The organism is Streptomyces sp. HUAS MG91 (assembly GCF_040529335.1).
Taxonomy (GTDB): Bacteria; Actinomycetota; Actinomycetes; order Streptomycetales; family Streptomycetaceae; genus Streptomyces; species Streptomyces tabacisoli.
Genome location: NZ_CP159534.1, coordinates 90,354 through 108,407 on the forward strand (window position 1 = coordinate 90,354; position 18,054 = coordinate 108,407).

An 18,054-nucleotide genomic window follows, 5' to 3' on the forward strand; every position below is an offset into this window, starting at 1 on the left:
GCCTACTTGGCCTTGCTGGTGAACTCGGTGGTGTAGGTCTTCTTCAGGTCGATCGTGGCGTTCTTCAGGTTCGGGTTGAAGGACTTCAGGACGCGCTGCACCGTGGCAGGCCCCTCGGCCGGCATCGTCCCGTCCTTGGTGAACATCGGCAGGGTGCTGTCGATCGCCTGGGCGTAGAGTCCCTCACCGCCCTGTGCGTAGTCGCTGGGCATCTTCGCCGCGATCTCCTTGGCGCTGTGCGAGGACATCCACTTGAGCGTGCGTACGAAGGCGTTGGCGAGCTTCTGCACCGTCTCCTTGTGGGAGTTCACCCAGTCGGTGTTCATGTACAGGCTGGAGGAGGGATAGAGCCCGCCGAGCGCCCGTCGGGAGCCTTCGGGGGTACGCATGTCGATCAGCACCTTGCCGATCTTCTTGTCGAGGATCTGGGCGACGGTGGGGTCGGTGGTCATGCCGCCGTCGATCGAGCCCTTCTGGAGCGCGGAGATGAAGGTCTGCCCCGCGCCCACGGCGACGTTGGTGAACTTGTCGGTGGAGACGCCGTCGTGGACACCGAGGTACTTGGTCAGGAAGTCGGTGGAGGACCCCAGGCCCGTGACACCGAGCTTCTTCCCGGAGAAGTCCTTGGGCGACTTGAGGTCGGCGGCCGCCTTGTTCGAGACGATCTCGACCTCGCCGGGTGTCTGGGCGAGCTGGACCACGGACTCGACCTGCTTGCCCTTGGTCTGCAGGTCCAGGGTGTGGTCGTAGAAACCGACGACTCCCTGGACGTTCCCGGCGACCAGGGACGTCGTGGCGTCGATTCCGGCCGGCTCGCTGAGCAGTTCGATGTTCAGGCCCTCGTCCTTGAAGTAGCCCAGGCGCTGGGCGAGCATCGCCGGCAGGTAGATGACCTTGTCGATGCCTCCCACCATGATCTTGACCTTGGCGCCCTTGCCGCCTCCCCCGCCGCCGTCGGTGGAGGACGAGGAGACCTCGTCGGCACACCCGCCCAGGGCGGCGAGGGCGGCCAACGCGACGGTCGTGGTGGTGATTCTGGTCGTCAGAGTGCGACGGAACATGTACGGCTCCTGAGAGGGTGAGCGGTGGAGGGGCGGGGTCAGCGGGCTTCGCTGTCGGCGGGCTTCCAGCGGAAGAGCCGTTTCTCCAGGAAGGTGAGCAGGCCTTCGGCGAGCAGCGCGACGACGGCGAGGATGACCATGGCCGCGTAGACCCCGGCGGAGTTGAACGTGCCCTGGGACGCGGAGACGAGCAGGCCGATGCCCTTGGTGGCGCCGATGTACTCGCCGACGATGGCGCCGATGAGGGCGAAGCCGAAGCTGACGTGGAGACTGGTGAAGATCCACGAGGTCGCGGCGGGGATGACGACCTGGAAGGTGACCTGCCGGTCGCGGGCGCCGAGGATGCGGGCGTTGTCGATGAGGTGACGGTCGACCTCGCGGGCCCCCTGGAAGGCGTTGAAGAAGACCGGGAAGAAGACGAGGACGACCGCGGAGGCGACCTTGGAGGCCGGGCCCAGGCCGAACCAGATGAGGAAGATCGGGGCGAGGACGATCCGGGGCAGCGCGTTGAGGACCTTGATGTAGGGGCCCATGACGTCGGCGAGGAAGCGGACCCGGCCGAGCGCGATGCCGAGGACGACACCGCCGATGACGCCGATGACCCAGCCGAGCAGCGCCTCGTAGAGCGTGTACCAGATCTGCTCGGCCAGCGATCCTTGCGGTGTGCCGTGCAGCGCCCACTGCTGGATCTGGTCCCAGATCTTCGACGGCATGGAGAAGTTGAACGGGTCGATGATCCCCGCTCGGGAGAACCACTCCCAGATGCCGAGTACGAAGACCAGGACGGCGGCCCGCGACAGCAGGACGATGCCGCGGCGCCTGCGTGCGGCGCGGGCGCGTTCCTCGCCGCGTCCGGGCTTGGCCGGGGCGGTGGGGGCGGCGACGGTGTGGGTGTCAGGCGACATTCTGCGCGCCCCTTTCGCGCGTGATGCGGACCTCTTCGCCGAGGGAGGACCAGATCTCCCGGTAGATCTCGACGAAGCGCGGCTCCAGGCGGATGGACTCGACGCGGCGGGGGCGCGGCAGGTCGATGGTGAAGACCTCCTTGACCGTGGCCGGTCCCGCGGTCATGACGACGACCTTGTCGGCCAGCGCGATGGACTCCTCCAGGTCGTGCGTCACGAAGACGACCGAGGAGCCCGTGCCGGCCCACAGCTCCATCAACTCGTCCGACATCAGCGCCCGGGTCTGCACGTCGAGGGCGGAGAACGGCTCGTCCATGAGCAGGATGGACGGGTCGTTGACGAAGGTGGAGGCGAGGGCGACGCGCTTGCGCTGACCGCCGGACAACTGGTGCGGGTAGCGGTCCTCGAAGGCGGTCAGTCCGACGCGGGCCAGCCACTCCCGGGCCTTCTCCTTCGCCTCCGCCTTGGGCACGCCGCGAAAACGCGGGCCGGCCATGACGTTGGACAGGACGGTGCGCCAGGGGAACGTGGCGTCCTGCTGGAAGACGAAGCCGACCTTGTCGTCGATGCCGCGCACCGGCGTGCCGGACAGCATCACCTCGCCCTCGGTCGGTTCCTCCAGGCCGCTGACGAGCGTGAGGGTGGTGGACTTTCCGCAGCCGGTCGGACCGACGACGGCCACGAACTCGCCCTGCTCCACGGTCAGATCGAGATCGCGCACAGCGGTGTGCGGGGCCCCGGAGGGGGTGCGGAACGCCTTGCGGACCCCGCGGAGTTCGATGGCGGGACTGGATTGGCTTGTCATGCCGCGGAACGTTAGGAACGCCGCTCAGCGGAGGGAAGTTTTGGCCCGCAACCGCTGGTTCCGCCTGTTGGGAGCCATTCTGCTCATTGTGCCGACGGCCGTCGCCCTCACGTGGGGCAGGGCTCTTCCCCGGCCGAAACGTCGCCGGTTACTGTGCGTTCACCCCGGCGAAACGTCCGATCGCACGGGCGAGTTCCCCGAAGGCAGGTGTCATCGTGGCGCGCTTGCGCATCGGCTGGCCGAGGCAGGTGTTCGCTCAGGTGCTGATCGCGCAGTTGCTCATCACCATGGGCGTACTCCTGCTCCTGACCGGCCTGTTCCTGCAACCCCTGCGTACCCAGCTGGACGATCAGGCCGAGCACCAGGCGCTGGCCATCGCGCAGACGACGGCGGCGGATCCGGACATCGTGCGGGGACTGCTGAGCAGTGAGCCCGACCCGCGGGGGCCGGTGCAGCGGCAGGCGGAGCGGACGCGTACCGCCACGGGCGCCCTGTACGTGGTGGTGATGGACCTGCGCGGCATTCGCTGGTCCCACACGGACGAGAGGGAAGTGGGGCGGCGTGTGTCGACGGATCCGTCCGTTCCCCTGCACGGCCACGTCATCCTGCAGATCGACCGCGGAACGCTCGGCACATCGGCGCGGGCCAAGGTGCCGCTGCGCGACCACGCGAACGACGTCATCGGCGCGGTCTCGGTCGGGATCGCCTACTCCGGTGTGCAGGAACGACTGTTCGGGGCGCTGCCCGGTCTGCTGCGGTACGCCGGTACGGCCCTGGCGGTCGGCGCCTGTGCCGCCCTGTTGGTGGCGCGGACCCTGCGCAAGCGCACGCACGGTGTCTCGGGCCGCGACATCTCCGCGCTGTTGTCGGAACGCGAGGCCATGCTGCACGCCGTACGTGAAGGGGTCATCGCCTTGGACGAACACGAGAAGGTGCGCCTGGTCAACGACGAGGCCGCACGCCTCCTCGCTCTCGCCGACGACGCGGAGGGGCGCGACCTGGACGATGTCCTTCCGCCGGGGCGCTCCCGCGACGTGATCGCCGGCCAGGTGACCGGTCGTGACCTGCTGACCGTCCGCGAGAACCGGGTTCTGATCGCCAACCGCATGCCCATGCAGGACGGAGGCTCCGTCGTCACGCTGCGGGACCGGACCGAGGTCGAACTGCTCGGCCGGGAACTCGACTCCATCAAGGGCCTCCTGGACGCGCTGCGCGCCCAGGACCACGAGCACGCGAACCGGTTGCACACCGTCCTCGGATACCTGGAACTCGACATGACGGGACGGGCACGCGACTACGTCGCCGAACTCACGCGCGCGCGACGGGCGTCCGCCGCGGCCGTCACGGAGCGGATACGCATCCCCATGGTGTCGGCGTTGCTGGTGGGCAAGTCGGCGATCGCGTCGGAGCGCGGCGTGGCGCTGCGGCTCTCCGACCGGACGCACCTTCCGGTCGGGCTGATCGACGGCCGCGATGTCGTCACGGTGCTGGGCAATCTGATCGACAACGCCCTGGACGCGGTGGGCGGCGACCGCGCCGACCGTCCCGTCGTGGAGGTCGAGGTGTTCGTCGAGAACGCCACGGTCGTGATCCGCGTCAGCGACAACGGGCCGGGCGTGCCGGTGGACCTGCGCGACTCCATCTTCGACGAAGGGTGGACGACCAAGCAGTCCCCGGCGCATCGCGGCCGCGGCCTGGGCCTTCCCATGGTCCGCAGCCTGGCGGAACGCTACGGCGGCGCCGCCCGCATCGCCGCCCGCGCCGGTGGCGGCGCCGTCTTCACCGTCACGTTTCCCGACATCGTCTCGAAACCGCCGGCCACCGCCTCGCGGAGCGTCCTGGCAGGAGATCCCTCATGATCGAAGTCCTGGTCGTCGACGACGACTTCCACGTCGCCGAGATCAACGCCGCCTATGTGGACAAGGTGGCCGACTTCCGTGTACTGGGCACGGCTCACACAGCGCTCCAGGCCCTACAGGTACTGGAGAGACAGCGGGTGGACCTCCTGCTCCTGGACCACTACCTGCCCGACCGGACCGGACTCGACCTCGTGCGCGCGATGCGGCAGCGTGGCCTGCGCAGCGACGTCATCATGGTCACGGCCGCCCAGGATGTCGAGGTCGTCGAGGCGGCTCTCCGGTACGGCGTGCTGCACTACCTGGTCAAGCCCTTCACGTTCGAAGGGCTTCGTTCCCGTCTGGAGAGCTACGCGGAACTGCGGCGGACCCTCCGTGCCGCGAGCGAACGGACCGGCACGGGGCAGCAGCGGATCGACCGTATCTTCGGGGCTGTCCGCACTCCGGCGAGCGCGCCCCAGGCGCAGGCCAAGGGCTGGTCCGCCCCGACCATGGATCTGGTCCGTCACGTGGTGGCCGAGGCGGACGGCCCGCTGTCGGCGCAGGAGGTCGCGTCGCGGGCGGGGATCAGCCGTTCGACCGCGCAGCGCTATCTGCGCCACCTCCAGGACAACGGAACGCTTCACCTGTCTCTGCGCTACGGCGACGCGGGTCGTCCCGAGCACCGGTACACAGCCGCACGGGCGGACCGGTCGCCGCGGCCCTGACCCGTGTCACCGCCGGCTTCCCGGTCGTCCTGCTTCTGTTCCTTGGGCAACCCGATCCGATGCCGCCGCGCGATCCGTCACCGACGGCTCCGCTGCGGTGCGGCGGCATTGAGGAGTGATTTGAGGCGGCGCAGGGCACCGCGAGCCGTCCGGCGTCGGCGGTCCCGCCTCCGCGTCCGGTGGCGCAGCACCGCGGTCTCCTTCAGTCCGCGGAACAGCGTTTCGTACGCGACGGCGATCTCACCCGGGTCGTAGGCCGTGGCGGTGGCGCGGGCCGCGGCGCTGATGCGGCGCCGCCTTCCCGGGTCCTCGATGAGCTCCATGAGGGCGCGTGCCAGCGCCTCGCGGTCGCCGACGGGCACCAGTCGACCGTCGATCCCGTCTGTGATGATCTCGCCGGGCCCCAGCGGGCAGTCGGTGCTCACCACGGGTACACCGCAGCGCATCGCCTCGATGATCGTCATGCCGAACGACTCGGCCTCGGAGGCGACGGCGACGAGGGACGCGGCGGCGAACTCGGTCTCGATCGGTGTGCGGATTCCCATCAGATGGGCTCGGCCGGTCAGTCCCAGATCGTCGATCTGCTGCTTCAGGCGTGCCTTTTCCGCACCGTCGCCGTACAGCTTGAGCTGCCAGTCCGGGTGGCGGGCCGCGATGTCGGAGAAGGCGTCGATGAGCAGGTCGAAGCGCTTGGGCCGGGTCAACCGGCCGGCCGCGGCGATGACGGGTGCGGTGCCGTCGGCCTGCGGGACATCCACTGCGGGGACGCCGTTCGGGATCGCGGTGACGTGGACTCCCGGCAGCGGCATCCGGGCTCGGTACACGTCCGCGTCGGCGCGGGTGGTGGTGACGACGGCGTCCAGTTGACGGTAGTGGCGGGCGAGGACGGCACGGAGCTTCTTGTCGTGGGCGTCGTGCGTGAGGTGTTCCTGCACGATGCGCAGGGCCATCGCGGGTCCGTACCGGGCGAGATAGACGTTGAGGCCGGGCCGGGTGCCGATGACGACGTCCGCGTCCGTCTGCTCGAGATGTGCCGCCGTGCGGGTGTCGTGCAGCCGGCTGTACTGGCGGTGGCGCCGGTCCTGCACGGGGAAAGCGGCTGCGGGCTGGGCGAGTTGGGGATGGTTCGCGTCGGGCGAGGCCGGGCGCAGGTCGACCAGGGGCGTGAGGGTGACGCGCGGGTCGACGGCGAAGCGCGGGGTCTCGCGGTGGCGGTGCATCGAGACGATCTCCACGCTGTGGCGATCGGCCAGCGCGGCGGCGAGATTGAGGGTGGTGCGCACCGTTCCGCCTATCGCGTAGACGTTGTGCACCAGGAAAGTGATCTTCACGGTCTTCCTGTTCTCGTGGCCACTGCCCCGTGTCGGGGCAGGCGGAATCGCCGCCGCGCGGATCGCGGCGTGCTGTGGGGCGGAGGTGGGAGTCGTGTCGGGCGGGCGTCAGTTTTGCGCGGGCGGGACGGTTCTCCGCTCGAGCGGGGCGAGGAGCGCGCCCAGGAAGGCCAGCCAGGCGACGGCGAGGAGCCAGCCGGCGAGGATGTCGCTGGCCCAGTGGACACCGAGGTAGATCCGGGTGAGGGCGACGCACACGGCCCAGCCGACGGCGGTGATGCGCAGGCAGCGGGCCGCTGTGCGGTGGGCGGTGCGGGTGACGGCCCAGCACACGAGTCCCGCGGCGAGGGCGGACGTGGTGGTGTGGCCCGACGGCATCGAGAACCCTGAGGCGTGGGTGGCCCAGTCGGACCTCGGTGGCCTGGGCCGCGCGATGAGGCTCATCGCGACGAACCGGATGCCCTGGCCCGCCAGCAGGACGGCCAGGGCGGCGCTCCCGCGGATCAGGCGGAGCCGCGACGTCGTACCCGTGAGAAATCCCGCGGCGAAGGTGATCAGGTAGGGCCACACCGACGTTCCGCTGTCGGTGACGAACCGCGCGATGCTCACCGCCGTCTGCGACCGATGGGCCAGGGACCAGGTGTGCAGTGCGCTGTCGCCCGCCACCGTGCCGTCGCTGGAGACCAGCACCGCCGCGGTCAGGAACGTCACGAGGAGCGTGGCGACGCCGCCCGTCCAGGGCAGCGCGGCCGGCTGCCACATGCGGCGAAGGCCGGTGGGCGCCGCCGGTGCGACGGTGGGGCCGTTCACAGCAGCAGAGTCTCGGGCTCGGCCGGGGCGCCGGCGCGGCGCGATCGGACGACGCCGAGCACGATGCACTCCAGAGCGGCGCCGACGACGGCGCCGACCAGCAGACCGGCCAGGACGTCGTGCGGATAGTGCGCGCCCACCCACACCCGGGAGACGGCGATCAGGAGCATGGCGGGCAGAGCGATGGCGGCCATTTTGCGGTCCACGAGCCAGAGGGCCGCCGTCGCCGCGGCGGCGATGGCCACGTGGTTGCTGGGAAACGACCAGTCCCCCACCGCCGGACAGGGCTGGAGCGGCACGACGGACAGCGCCTGGCAGGGGCGCACCTCGTGGAACAGGCTCTTGACGACATCGTTGACGAGGAAGGCGACCACCACGATCAACGGTACGGCGAGCCCGGGAAGTTGCGGACGGCCCGCGGTGCGGGCCCGCAGCCAGGCCCAGATCATCAGGATCGCGAACAGCCCGAGCCCCCAGTCGGTCCACACCACCATGAACGTGTTGAGGGGCGACGGGGTGTGCTCCGTCAGGTGGGCCACGTCGGTGTAGAGCGAGTCGTCGAAGAACGACGCGGTGGCGGTGGCCGGGGTCACAGGTTCTCTCCGGTGCGCGAAGCTTGGGCCGTGGTGGCACTCCGGCGCTTCCTGCGGCCACGGAGGATCTCCAGGGCGAGCGGGAGCAGCGAGACGATCACGATGACGGCGACGAGGGGCAGCAGGTAGCGGTCGACGTTCGGGACGGAGGAACCGAGCGCGTACCCGGCCAGGACCAGGCCGACGGTCCAGACGGTGCCGCCGATGACCTGCCAGACGGCGAAGGTGCGGGCCGGCACCTCCAGGGCGCCCGCCAGCGGATTGAGTACCGTCCGGACGACGGGGACGAAGCGGGCGAGAACGACGGCTTTGGCGTGTCCGTAGCGGTTCAGGAGCTCTTCGGCGCGCTGGGCGCCCTCTCGCAGACGCACGGAGCGGCTGCGGGCCAGCAGGGTGCGGCCGCCGCGGCGCCCGATCCAGTAGCCGACCTGGGCTCCGGCCAGCGCGCCGACGACGGCGGCGATCAGTACCTGGGGAAGCGAGAGGTGGACGCCGCCGCTGCCGGGGACGCACAGCAGTCCGGCGGTGAAGAGCAGGGAGTCGCCCGGGAGGAAGAAGCCGATCAGCAGGCCGGTCTCGGCGAAGAGGACGGCGGCGACTCCCAGGGCACCGAAGGCGGTGAGCAGGGAACTCGCGTCGAGGACATTGACCGCGAGCGGGTGCGATGCGGCGATCACGCACGCATCCAGGCACAAGGGCACGCCGGGTCCTTCCGTTGGGGATGCGCGCCGTGCGTCGGACACCGCAGCGTCTACATCCGAGTAGTCGGTCTACTTCACTGTAGACGTTCTTCTGCCACACTGAGTTCCATGGCTGAGGAGAACGCGAGTCGCCGCCCGTCCGGCGAGCTGGAGGCAAAGGCTTTGGCGTGCCTGTGGGGGGCCGATCATCCGCTGACGCCGGGAGAGCTGCGCAGGAGCCTCGGAGGCGGGCTGGCGCGGACCACGGTGACGACGATCCTGAGCCGCATGTACGAGAAGGGCATCGTGGTCCGCTCGCCCGCCGGACGCGGGTTCGCCTACGCGCCGGCGTCCGACGCGTCCGGCCTGACGGCGCGCCGGATGCACGCCGAGCTCGATCGCGGCGAGGACCGGAGCAGTGTGCTGGCACGTTTCGTCTCCGACCTCAGCCGGCAGGACGAGGAGACGCTCCGCGCCCTTCTGTCCGACATGGGGGGATCGCAGGCGTGATCTTCGCTGTGTGGTTGCCGCTCCTCGTGCCGTTCCTGGCCGCGCCCGTCGCCCAGCGCGTCACGGCACGGCTGTCGCCGCGTACGGCGGTGTGGACGCTGACGGTGACGACGCTGGCGCTGGCCGCGTGCAGCACTCTGGCGCTCGGAACGCTGTTGATCGCCGGAGCTCTGCGGCTCGCCCCGATCGCCGCGCTCGAGGACATCCAGCCGCACTGGCTGGGAGCCGAGTCCTGGTGGACGGCTCCCGCCGCGATCGCGGCGGCCGTGGCGCTGGGGGCGAGCGCCGGCACGGTGGCGTGGCGGCTGGTGCGACATCGGCGGGAACTGCGCGAGGCGCGCGGGGAGAGCGGACCGACGGCCGGGGATCTGCGCGTGGCGCCGCATGACGTGCCCTACGCGTACGCGCTGCCGGGACGGCTGGGGCGCGGTGGGACGATCGTCGTCAGTTCGGCGATGCTGCGGGCTCTGCCGGTGGCGGAGCGTGACGCGCTGTTCGCTCACGAGCGCGCGCACCTGAGGGGGCGGCATCACCTGTTCCTGAGCACGGCCCACCTCACCGCCGCCGTGCATCCTGCCCTGCGTGCGCTGCGCCGCCCCATCGCCTTCCATCTGGAGCGGTGGGCGGACGAGTCGGCGGCGGCGACCGTCGGCGACCGTGAGCTGACGGCGCGCGCCATCGGCCGGGCCGCTCTGGCCGCCCAGGACTCCCGTACGCGGCCGAGGCGCCCGAGCCCGGTCCTGGGGGCCACTTCCGGTCCTGTTCCGTTGCGGGTACGAGCACTACTGTCACCGGCGACCGATACGCGTCGCACGGTGGCCGGACGGGCCTGGCGGGCGGTGGCCACCGCCCTGCTGTGCTGTCTGGCCGTTTCGGCCGGAAGCGCCTTGCACGCCGTGGTCGACCTGCATGCCGACGTGGAGACGGCGGAGATCCACCAGACGTCCGGACCTTGACCCGAGGCACAAGCGCGAGGGGCGTGGAACCTCACCCCGTGGTGCGGTTCCACGCCCCTCGCGCGTGCCGTCCTCGTCTCTGGTTCTCGAGGCCCCGTTCTAGTTCTTCAGGGCCTTGGCGAACTGGGGCACGACCTTGTCCAGGGCGTAGTTCACCGACAGGACGGAGTCGGTGGCGAAGGCGGTGGCGGACGGCGAGTTCAGGTCGAACACCACGTCGTGGCCGGCCTTGACCGCCGGGACCTTCTTGAACAGCGCGTCGTTGGTGATCGTGGAGGCGGACAGCCCGATGGGCTCCACGACCAGGAGATCGGCGTCGAGCTTGTTCACGTTCTCGCGCGCGACGCTGATGAAGAAGCTGTTGCCGCCCTGCTTCTCGACCCAGGGGTTGTTCTTGAATCCGAGCCGCTCCAGGAAGTCCACCCGGCCGCTCCCGCGGACGTAGGCGCCGTAGCCCTCGGAGGTCAGGGAGCCCGACGTGATCGTCTTGCCCTTGAACTCCGGGTGCGCCTTCGCGGTGGCGGCGAACTTGGCCTTGGTCTTCTTGATGAGTTCCTGGCCCTTGGCGTGCAGCCCCAGCGCGTCGGCGACCATCTCCGTCTGGTCCTGCCAGTCGGTCAGGTACTGGTCGCCGCCCTTGGGCACGCCGACAGTGGGCGCGATCTTGCTGAGGGTCTCGTAGCGCTTCTGGTCGCCGCTCGACTTCGTGTCGAGGATCAGGTCCGGCTGGAGCGCCGCGATCTTCTCGTACTCGGGCTCCAGCGTCCCGATCTTCTTCGGGCTCTTGTCGTACATGCCCTTCGCCCACGGGCCCACGCCGTCCCCGCCGAAGTTCAGCCAGTCACTGGCTCCCACCGGCTGCACGCCCAGCGCCAGGGCGGTCTCCGCGTCGCCCCAGCCGAGCGCGACCACGCGCTTGGGCTGCTTCTTGACGGTGATCTCGCCGAACTTGGTGGACACCTTGGCGGGGAAGTTCCCCTTGGCCACCGTGCCCGGGTCGCTGCTGCCGCTGTCGCCGGAGCCGGACGAGCAGCCCGCGATCACCAGGGTCGCAGCCGCGGCGAGGGCGCCCGCCGCCAGGCGGCGCCGGGACGGAGACCCAGTGAAGGACCGGGGAGAGGTATTCGAACGGTTGAACATGAGCAAAGGCTAACCTAAGTAAGCGGAGCGTTTGACCTCCGCAGTTATTCGGCCGCTGGTTGCTCGACCGGCGGCGTGGACCGGACCCGCTGGGGCGCGAGGAAGTAACCCATCACCGGAATCAGGTACAGCAGCCACACGCTCACCTGGATGACGGTCGGATCGGGCTGGAAGTTGAACACGCCCTTCAGCAGCGTGCCGTACCAGCTGTCCGGTTCGATCGTGCCGCTGATGTCGAAGGCGAGATTCCGCAGGCCCGGAACCCAACCGGCCTCCTGGAGGTCGTGGAAGCCGTACGCGAGCACCCCGGCCGCGACCACGACCAGCATGCCGCCGGTCCAGGTGAAGAACTTGGCCAGGTTGATCCTGAGGGCACCGCGGTAGAACAGCCAGCCGAGCAGGACCGCGGTCAGCAGTCCGAGCGCCACGCCGGCCAGCGGACGCGGAGTGCCGTCGCTCGCCGCGTGCACGGACGCCCACACGAACAGCGCGGTTTCCAGGCCCTCCCTGCCGACGGCGAGGAAGGCCGTGGCGACCAGCGCGCCCGTACCCATCGCCAGGGCCGCGTCCAGCTTGCCGTGCAGTTCGGACTTCAGGTGCCGCGCGGTGCGCCGCATCCAGAACACCATCCAGGTCACCAGGCCGACGGCGATGACGGACAGCGATCCGCCCAGCGCCTCCTGGGCCTCGAAGGTCAGCTCCTGGGAGCCGAATTCGAGCGCGCAGCCGAACCCCATGGCGAGGAGGATCGCGACGGCTATGCCGATCCAGATCGGCTTCAGGGCGTCGCGCCGTCCGGTCTTGACCAGATAGGCGATCAGGATGCAGACGACAAGGCTGGCCTCCAGCCCCTCGCGCAGACCGATCAGATAGTTGGAGAACACGGTCAACCCTCCTCGGTCAGCAGCGTCCGGCCCCACCAGTCGTCCTTGTCCCGGACGCCTGGCGGGATCGCGAAGACCGCCGAACCCACGTGCTGGATGTACTCGTTGAGTGCGTCGGAAGCCGACAGCCGGCGTTGCAGCGGCAGGAACCCCTTGCGTACGTCCCGCTGGTAGGCGAGGAAGAACAGTCCGGCGTCCAGGCGGCCCAGGCCATCGGTACCGTCCGTGAAGGAGTAGCCGCGCCGCAGGATCGTGGCGCCGTCGTTGGATTCGGGGTGGGCGAGCCGCACATGGGCGTCCGGCTTCATGGCCTTCAGGAACGGTGCGTCGTGCTCCTTGGACTTGCCGACCGGCGCGCCCACGCCCTTGTCGCGGCCGAAGACGTCCTCCTGCTCCTGCAAGGAGGCGCGGTCCCAGGTCTCGATGTTCATGCGGATGCGCCGCGCGACGAGGTACGAACCTCCGCTCATCCAGGCCGAGTTCGCACCGCCGTCCGCTGCCGCCGCCCAGACGAACTTCTTGAGACGGTCCGTTTCCGTGCCCGCGATGTTGCGGGTGCCGTCCTTGAAGCCCATGAGGTTGCGCGGGGTCTGCGCGCCGGGCGTGGTCGACGAGGTCTTGCCGAAGCCGAGCTGGGACCAGCGGATGGCGGCCTTGCCGAAGCCGATGCGCGCGAGGTTGCGGATGGCGTGCACCGCGACCTGCGGGTCGTCCGAGCACGCCTGGACGCAGAGGTCGCCGCCGGTCCGGGACTTGTCGAGGTTGTCGCCGGGGAACCGGGGCAGGTCGACGAGCGCTTCGGGCCGCTTGCCCGCCAGCCCGAACTTGCCGAACAGCGACGGCCCGAAGCCGATGGTGAGCGTCAGTCGGGACGGCCGGAGGCCGAGCGCTTCACCGGTGTCGTCCGGCGGGGCCTCGGCCAGTCCGCCGAACGCCCCGTCGCCGACCGGTTTGCCCGCGGTCATGCGTCGGGCGGCGGCCGTCCACTCCTTGAGCATGGCCGCGAACTCACCCCGGTCCTCGGTCGTCACGTCGAACGCGGCGAAATGCAGCCGGTCCTGGACGGGGGTGGCGATGCCCGCCTGATGGGCACCGTGGAACTCCACGGCGGAGGACGCCGTGGAGTTCGGGTCATCGTTCGTGCGGGCCACGGCCGCCGCTCCCCCGGCCGCGGCGGCGCCGAGCGCGAGCCCGGCACCACCCCAACCGAGCAGTGCGCGGCGGGAAGGCGCGGGACCGCCTTCGTGCTGAGTCATCGTCGCCCCTCCCCTACTTGACGACGGCGGCGGCCAGCTTGGACAGCGGCTCGGCCAGGGCGTTCACCGCGTCCGACAGCTCCTTGCGCTGCCCCTTGGTCACCTTGTCGTAGGAGACGAAGTCCGTGGCGCCCTTGGTCGTGCGGTACTTGTCGAGCAGCGCGTCCAGAGCGGCGAACTGCTTGTCCAGCTCCTTGGCGAGAGCCGGGTCGTTCTTCGAGGCGGCCGGCTTCAGCAGCTCGTACGCCTTCTGCGCGCCTTCCACGTTGCCGTTGAAGTCGACGAGGTCGGTGTGCGAGTAGCGGTCCTCCTCGCCGGTGACCTTGCCGGTGGCGACCTCGTCGAGGAGTTCCTTGGCGCCGTTGGCCATGGAGGTGGGCGTGATCTCGGCCTTGCCGACGCGCCTCTGCCAGTCCTTCAGGTCCGTGACGAGCTGGTCAGCGAGGGTCTTCTCGTCGCTGCCGATCTTCTTGTCCTGCCACAGCGCCTTCTCCAGCCGGTGCCAGCCCGTCCACTTCTGGCCCGCTTCGAGGCCGTCGGCGCGGGTGTCCGTCTTCGGGTCGATGTCCCCGAACGACTCGGCGACCGGCTCCGTCCTCTCCCACCCGACACGGGACGGGGCGTACGCCTTCTTCGCCGCTTCCAGATCGCCACTCTTGATCGCCTCGGCGAAGGTCTCGGCGCGCGGCACGGTCTCGTCGGCCTGGTCCTGTGCGTACTGCCGGTACGCGGCGACTGCCTTGTCCAACCGCGGGTCACGCTTGGCCGTCGAGCCGCCGCTCACCTCGAGCTTGCGCCGCACGCCGTGGCCCTTCATGCCCGGCCGGCAGGCGATCTCGTAGGAGCCTGCCTTCACTTCGGCGGTCAGCGTGTACTTGGTGCCGGGGCCGATGTTCTCCTTCTCGGACACGATGCGGTCGTCGGGGAAGACGATCTCGACCTCGGTGGCCTTGGACCCCTTGTTCTCGATCTTGAGCGTGACCTGGCCCGCCGAGACCGACTTCGCCGAGGTGTCGCACGTGGTGTCGGCGGCGGTCACCTGTATCGCGTTGTCGCCACCCTTGTCCTTCTGCGTACACCCCGATATCGACAGGGCCGTCGCTGCGCAAGCGATGGCTCCCACACGGAAGGTACGAGCTCTGCGGGACATGGGTGTTCCTCGATTCAGACAAGGGGTGATGCGGCCGACTGCGGACCGGCCGCGTGGAGTCTACAGAAATGTAGACAGTCAGGGAAGCCTGCCCTAACTTGAGCCCCTGCCACCCGGGGTCGGCAACCTTGCGGAGGCGTCGGATCCCGGCACGGTCGCCCCTCCCGTCCCATCCGTTGGAACCTGACGTGGCGCGGCTGCGTCACACGGGCGGCGGCGCGCCGGCCGGGCACACCGCTGCCCTTCCAGGAGGTCGCATGAGGATCCGGACACCGCGCATCGCCGCTCTGATGGTCACGGTGTCCCTGCTGTGCGGCCTGGGAGCCGTCGCCGGATGCGGCAGTCAACAGGAGCAGACCGGCAGCAGCGACAAGGACGCGCTGACGAGGCGTGCCCGACAAGTCGCCACGGCATGGGACGGCTCCCCGGCGGCCGCCACGTGGCGCGCCGGCTACTACCCGATGGGTGAACTCGTCCAACTGCCGGAAGGCGGACTGCACGACGCGGCCGACAAACAGGCCTACGAGAAGCGGAACTTCCTCCTGCACGGCACGCTGCCTGACGCAGGGGCGAAGGTAGGCCGGGTGAGGTGGTCCCCGAGTGACTCGCTGACGCGCCCCCTGGTGGGAGCGGCCGACTCCTACCAGAGCCTGGCTGCCACGCACAGCAAAGAGTCACCGCATCTCACGGTCACCGGCGTGAAGTTGGGCATCATGACCGCGCCTACCAGTCGCGGACCCGCCTCCGTCCCGGCCTGGCTGTTCACGCTGGACGGCTACGACACCCCGCTCAGACAGGCCGCCGCCGTCCGGTCGAAGTTCCCCACGCCGCCGATCAAACCGGCCCATGACCTCCCCGGCTACCCGATCGAGCACCTCGTCCGGATCTCCGCGGACGGCCGCGCGGTGAGCGTCCTGACCCTCCACGGCGCCTGCGACGAGGGCTCTGTGGTCGATGCGTGGGAGACACACGGCAGCGTCGTCCTGGCCGCCCGGATCAAGCACCGGCAGAGCAGCGGCAACTGCACCAAGCAGGCCCTGTTCCAGAAGGTCACCGTGCAGCTGAAGCGCCCCCTGGGAAACCGCGTACTGCTCGACGGGCTGACGGCCACACCCGTCGTCTACCGGGGGTTGCGCGGAACGTCGCCAGGTACGAGCTGAGGCGCATTCCGGCAGGCGTGCCCCCCTGGTCGCGCCGACAACCTCTCCGGAAACAGCCCCGACGGGATGGTGGGACGCCAGTGATACGAGACCTCTCGCCGGACACGGATCGCAGTCGGCGAATCCGCTGCCGCGGTGGCGGGAGGCCACTGTCCGAGCGCCCTGGTTGTTGCGGGTCAGGACGTCGGCGACGTGAGTTGTCGGCAGATCAGCTGGTGGGCAAGTTGCGCCGTCGCCAGCAGGTCTTCGCGAGCCGTGTCGGCGTTGGACCGCACCGACAGTCCGTGCCAGACGGTTTGGATGAGCCCGGTCAGGATCACTGCGTTGGTGCCCGCGGTCAGTTCCCCGTCCTGGATCGCTCGCTCGATGCGCACGAGGAGGGCCTGCTCGTTCGCGCTGTGCAGTTCGGCGACGTAGGCGCTGGTATCGAGCGTGCCGGTGCTGTCAGTCATCACGGCGCTGCTGATGAGACACCCGGGATGTCCGTCGCCCGGCTGGGTGAACTCGTGGACCGAGTCGGTCAGGATGCGTTCGACGACGGTCCGGATGTCGTTCTCGGCGACAGCCTGCTGGTAGATCTCGCGGTAACGCTCGGCGTAGGTCCGCACCGCTTCCTCGAACAGCCCGGCCTTGCTGCCGAAGGCGGCGTAGAGGCTGGAGGTGGAGAGCCCGAGGGCCGCGGTCAGGGTCCGGGTCGACGTGCCGGAGTAGCCGCGTCGCCAGAAGAGGCGAGCGGCGTCAAGGACCGCGCGGTCGCGGTCGAAGGCTCGAGGTCGTCCACGGTTGCGTTCGGTCACCCTTGCATTGTAGATCGTTCGCTCCATAATAGATTTATGGAGCGAACGATTCAGAAGAAGCTGCCGGTCGGCGGGGACAGTTGGGTCACGGTCGATGTGTACGGGGAGCCGGATGCTCCGGGCCTGGTCGTCGTCCCGGGCGTGATGAGCGATGCGTCTACGTGGCGTCAGGTTGCCGGCGCAATCGATGCCTGGCCCTCAGTGGTGGTCGTGAACCGTCGGGGACGTGCTCCCTCGGGGCCGTTGACCACCTCGTACTCGCTGCGGACGGAGGTTGAGGACCTCGGTGCGGTGCTTGGCGAGTTCGACAGCACGAGGGCGCTCTTCGGCTGGAGCTACGGCGGCTTGATCACCTTGCTGACCGCCAACGATCGCCCGATTCCCCAGGTGATCGCCTACGAGCCGGTGATGCGGCCCTTCGGACAGCAGGCACTGCCGGACCTGAGGAACGCAGCGGAGTCGGCGGACTGGGACCGCTGCGTCGAGATCGTCAATCGGCAGATCTCCGGGTTCTCCGCCGCACACGTCGAGGATCTTCGAGCCGATGGTGTCGCCTGGGCGATCCTGCGCCGCTTGAGCGGACCGCTGTACGCCGAACTCGGCGCGCTCAACGCGGCGCCGCCGCCGGATGTGATGGCGCGTCAAGCAGATCAGGTGGACCTGATCATTGGCCAGCGCAACCGCGGAACAGCCCCCTACGGGGTCTCGTTCGACACCGTGCGGCAGCACATCGCTCACGTCAGAGTCCACGAACTCCCCGGTCAGGGCCACCTGGCCCACGTTCAGGCGCCCGCACAGCTCGGCCACCTGCTCAACAACCTCGCCGCCCTCTGACGGACACCATGCGCCTCGAATTGGGGTCAACCGGCACGTCGCCGACCGGGGCAGGACGCCGCTGGTGTCCAGCGGATCGCCACAGGGAAAACCGGCATTGGCTGGACACGTCCAGCCCCGCGCAGGTAGACAAGAGCAGAACGTCACTGTCGGAAATCGGGCGATCTTGATCATGCCCTCGATAACTCGTAACTCCCCTCCGCGGGGAGGGGAATCGGGCGGCTCGGCACCGGTCGGCGAAACGGGGGCTCAATGAGCGAGGAACGTGCGGCGGATGCCTCGAATGCGGATATCGATCGGCAATTCGCCGCGATCGTCCACCGGTTGGAGCAGGAAACAACGGCCGACGCGGAGCCCGAAGACGTACCCGATCACCTTCAGGGCGCCGCGACCGCGATTAACGGCAAGCCGATGTGGTACCTGGTACCGCTGCGCATGATTTGCACGATCACGTTCTTCATGGCCCTGTCCTCGTGCATCGCGGCCTACGGCTGCGTCATGAACGAGGCGCGTTGGGGCACAGCCACGCTGATCAGTCTTTGCGTGTCGGTCGGAAGCGCTGTCTGCCGACACGCGGCCAAGACACGATACGACCAGCGCAACGAATAATCGCCGCATG

General features: G+C 69.4%; 19 protein-coding genes. 7 read left to right on the forward strand and 12 right to left on the reverse strand.

The annotated features are described in order from the left end of the window. Positions 1–2: 2 nt before the first annotated feature. From ABII15_RS00425 to ABII15_RS00435, 3 genes are read right to left on the reverse strand one after another with little or no spacing between them, the layout of a single operon-like run. On the reverse strand, positions 3–1,061 hold the full coding sequence (locus ABII15_RS00425) for an ABC transporter substrate-binding protein (protein ID WP_353940195.1): 1,059 nt from the start codon (positions 1,059–1,061) through the stop codon (positions 3–5). 38 nt (positions 1,062–1,099) lie between these two features. After that, the gene (locus ABII15_RS00430) at positions 1,100–1,966 is read right to left on the reverse strand and encodes an ABC transporter permease (protein ID WP_353940196.1); all 867 of its coding nucleotides are present in this window, start codon (positions 1,964–1,966) and stop codon (positions 1,100–1,102) included. Next, positions 1,956–2,771: an ABC transporter ATP-binding protein gene (locus ABII15_RS00435; RefSeq protein WP_353940197.1), complete on the reverse strand. Its 816-nt coding sequence runs from the start codon at positions 2,769–2,771 to the stop codon at positions 1,956–1,958. Before ABII15_RS00435 ends, ABII15_RS00430 begins: the two co-directional genes overlap by 11 nt. Before the next feature lie 215 nt (positions 2,772–2,986). Between ABII15_RS00435 and ABII15_RS00440 the strand changes: the two genes are divergently transcribed. Next, complete coding sequence (locus tag ABII15_RS00440; protein WP_353940198.1) at positions 2,987–4,630, forward strand: sensor histidine kinase; 1,644 nt, start codon at positions 2,987–2,989, stop codon at positions 4,628–4,630. Next, on the forward strand, positions 4,627–5,334 hold the full coding sequence (locus tag ABII15_RS00445) for a response regulator (protein ID WP_353940199.1): 708 nt from the start codon (positions 4,627–4,629) through the stop codon (positions 5,332–5,334). Before ABII15_RS00440 ends, ABII15_RS00445 begins: the two co-directional genes overlap by 4 nt. 77 nt (positions 5,335–5,411) lie before the next feature. Here ABII15_RS00445 and ABII15_RS00450 read toward each other — a convergent pair whose 3' ends face one another. The 4 genes from ABII15_RS00450 to ABII15_RS00465 form a co-directional block, all read right to left on the reverse strand. Continuing rightward, on the reverse strand, positions 5,412–6,665 hold the full coding sequence (locus ABII15_RS00450) for a glycosyltransferase family 4 protein (protein ID WP_353940200.1): 1,254 nt from the start codon (positions 6,663–6,665) through the stop codon (positions 5,412–5,414). Between the two features lie 108 nt (positions 6,666–6,773). Then, on the reverse strand, positions 6,774–7,475 hold the full coding sequence (locus tag ABII15_RS00455; RefSeq protein WP_353940201.1) for a phosphatase PAP2 family protein: 702 nt from the start codon (positions 7,473–7,475) through the stop codon (positions 6,774–6,776). After that, positions 7,472–8,068 (reverse strand): phosphatase PAP2 family protein, encoded by a 597-nt coding sequence (locus ABII15_RS00460; protein ID WP_353940202.1) that lies wholly within the window; start codon positions 8,066–8,068, stop codon positions 7,472–7,474. The genes ABII15_RS00455 and ABII15_RS00460 overlap by 4 nt, the downstream gene beginning before the upstream one ends. Continuing rightward, positions 8,065–8,742, reverse strand: a complete 678-nt coding sequence (locus ABII15_RS00465) for a DedA family protein (protein ID WP_353946924.1) — start codon at positions 8,740–8,742, stop codon at positions 8,065–8,067. The genes ABII15_RS00460 and ABII15_RS00465 overlap by 4 nt, the downstream gene beginning before the upstream one ends. Before the next feature lie 135 nt (positions 8,743–8,877). Between ABII15_RS00465 and ABII15_RS00470 the strand changes: the two genes are divergently transcribed. Beyond that, positions 8,878–9,258, forward strand: coding sequence for a BlaI/MecI/CopY family transcriptional regulator (locus ABII15_RS00470; protein WP_353940203.1), 381 nt, complete (start codon positions 8,878–8,880; stop codon positions 9,256–9,258). Continuing rightward, positions 9,255–10,214: a M56 family metallopeptidase gene (locus ABII15_RS00475; protein ID WP_353940204.1), complete on the forward strand. Its 960-nt coding sequence runs from the start codon at positions 9,255–9,257 to the stop codon at positions 10,212–10,214. Before ABII15_RS00470 ends, ABII15_RS00475 begins: the two co-directional genes overlap by 4 nt. 99 nt (positions 10,215–10,313) lie before the next feature. Here ABII15_RS00475 and ABII15_RS00480 read toward each other — a convergent pair whose 3' ends face one another. The 4 genes from ABII15_RS00480 to efeO are packed head-to-tail and all read right to left on the reverse strand — an operon-like array spanning position 10,314 to position 14,617. Beyond that, positions 10,314–11,354 carry an iron-siderophore ABC transporter substrate-binding protein gene (locus ABII15_RS00480; protein WP_353940205.1) on the reverse strand — a complete coding sequence of 347 codons (1,041 nt, stop codon included), beginning with the start codon at positions 11,352–11,354 and terminating at the stop codon, positions 10,314–10,316. Positions 11,355–11,398: 44 nt separating this feature from the next. Continuing rightward, positions 11,399–12,238 carry an iron uptake transporter permease EfeU gene (gene efeU, locus ABII15_RS00485; protein ID WP_353940206.1) on the reverse strand — a complete coding sequence of 280 codons (840 nt, stop codon included), beginning with the start codon at positions 12,236–12,238 and terminating at the stop codon, positions 11,399–11,401. Between the two features lie 2 nt (positions 12,239–12,240). Then, positions 12,241–13,494 carry an iron uptake transporter deferrochelatase/peroxidase subunit gene (gene efeB, locus ABII15_RS00490; RefSeq protein WP_353940207.1) on the reverse strand — a complete coding sequence of 418 codons (1,254 nt, stop codon included), beginning with the start codon at positions 13,492–13,494 and terminating at the stop codon, positions 12,241–12,243. 13 nt (positions 13,495–13,507) lie between these two features. Then, positions 13,508–14,617: an iron uptake system protein EfeO gene (gene efeO, locus ABII15_RS00495; RefSeq protein WP_353940208.1), complete on the reverse strand. Its 1,110-nt coding sequence runs from the start codon at positions 14,615–14,617 to the stop codon at positions 13,508–13,510. 284 nt (positions 14,618–14,901) lie between these two features. On the opposite strand from efeO, the gene ABII15_RS00500 reads away from it, so the two are divergent. Then, positions 14,902–15,804, forward strand: coding sequence for a hypothetical protein (locus ABII15_RS00500; protein WP_353940209.1), 903 nt, complete (start codon positions 14,902–14,904; stop codon positions 15,802–15,804). A gap of 176 nt (positions 15,805–15,980) precedes the next feature. On the opposite strand, the gene ABII15_RS00505 is transcribed toward ABII15_RS00500, so the two are convergent. Continuing rightward, positions 15,981–16,601, reverse strand: coding sequence for a TetR/AcrR family transcriptional regulator (locus ABII15_RS00505; protein WP_353940210.1), 621 nt, complete (start codon positions 16,599–16,601; stop codon positions 15,981–15,983). Positions 16,602–16,637: 36 nt separating this feature from the next. On the opposite strand from ABII15_RS00505, the gene ABII15_RS00510 reads away from it, so the two are divergent. Then, positions 16,638–17,435, forward strand: coding sequence for an alpha/beta hydrolase (locus tag ABII15_RS00510; RefSeq protein ID WP_353940211.1), 798 nt, complete (start codon positions 16,638–16,640; stop codon positions 17,433–17,435). Positions 17,436–17,687: 252 nt separating this feature from the next. Continuing rightward, entirely contained in the window at positions 17,688–18,044 is a 357-nt protein-coding gene (locus ABII15_RS00515) for a hypothetical protein (RefSeq protein WP_353940212.1), read from the forward strand. Positions 18,045–18,054 lie beyond the last annotated feature (10 nt).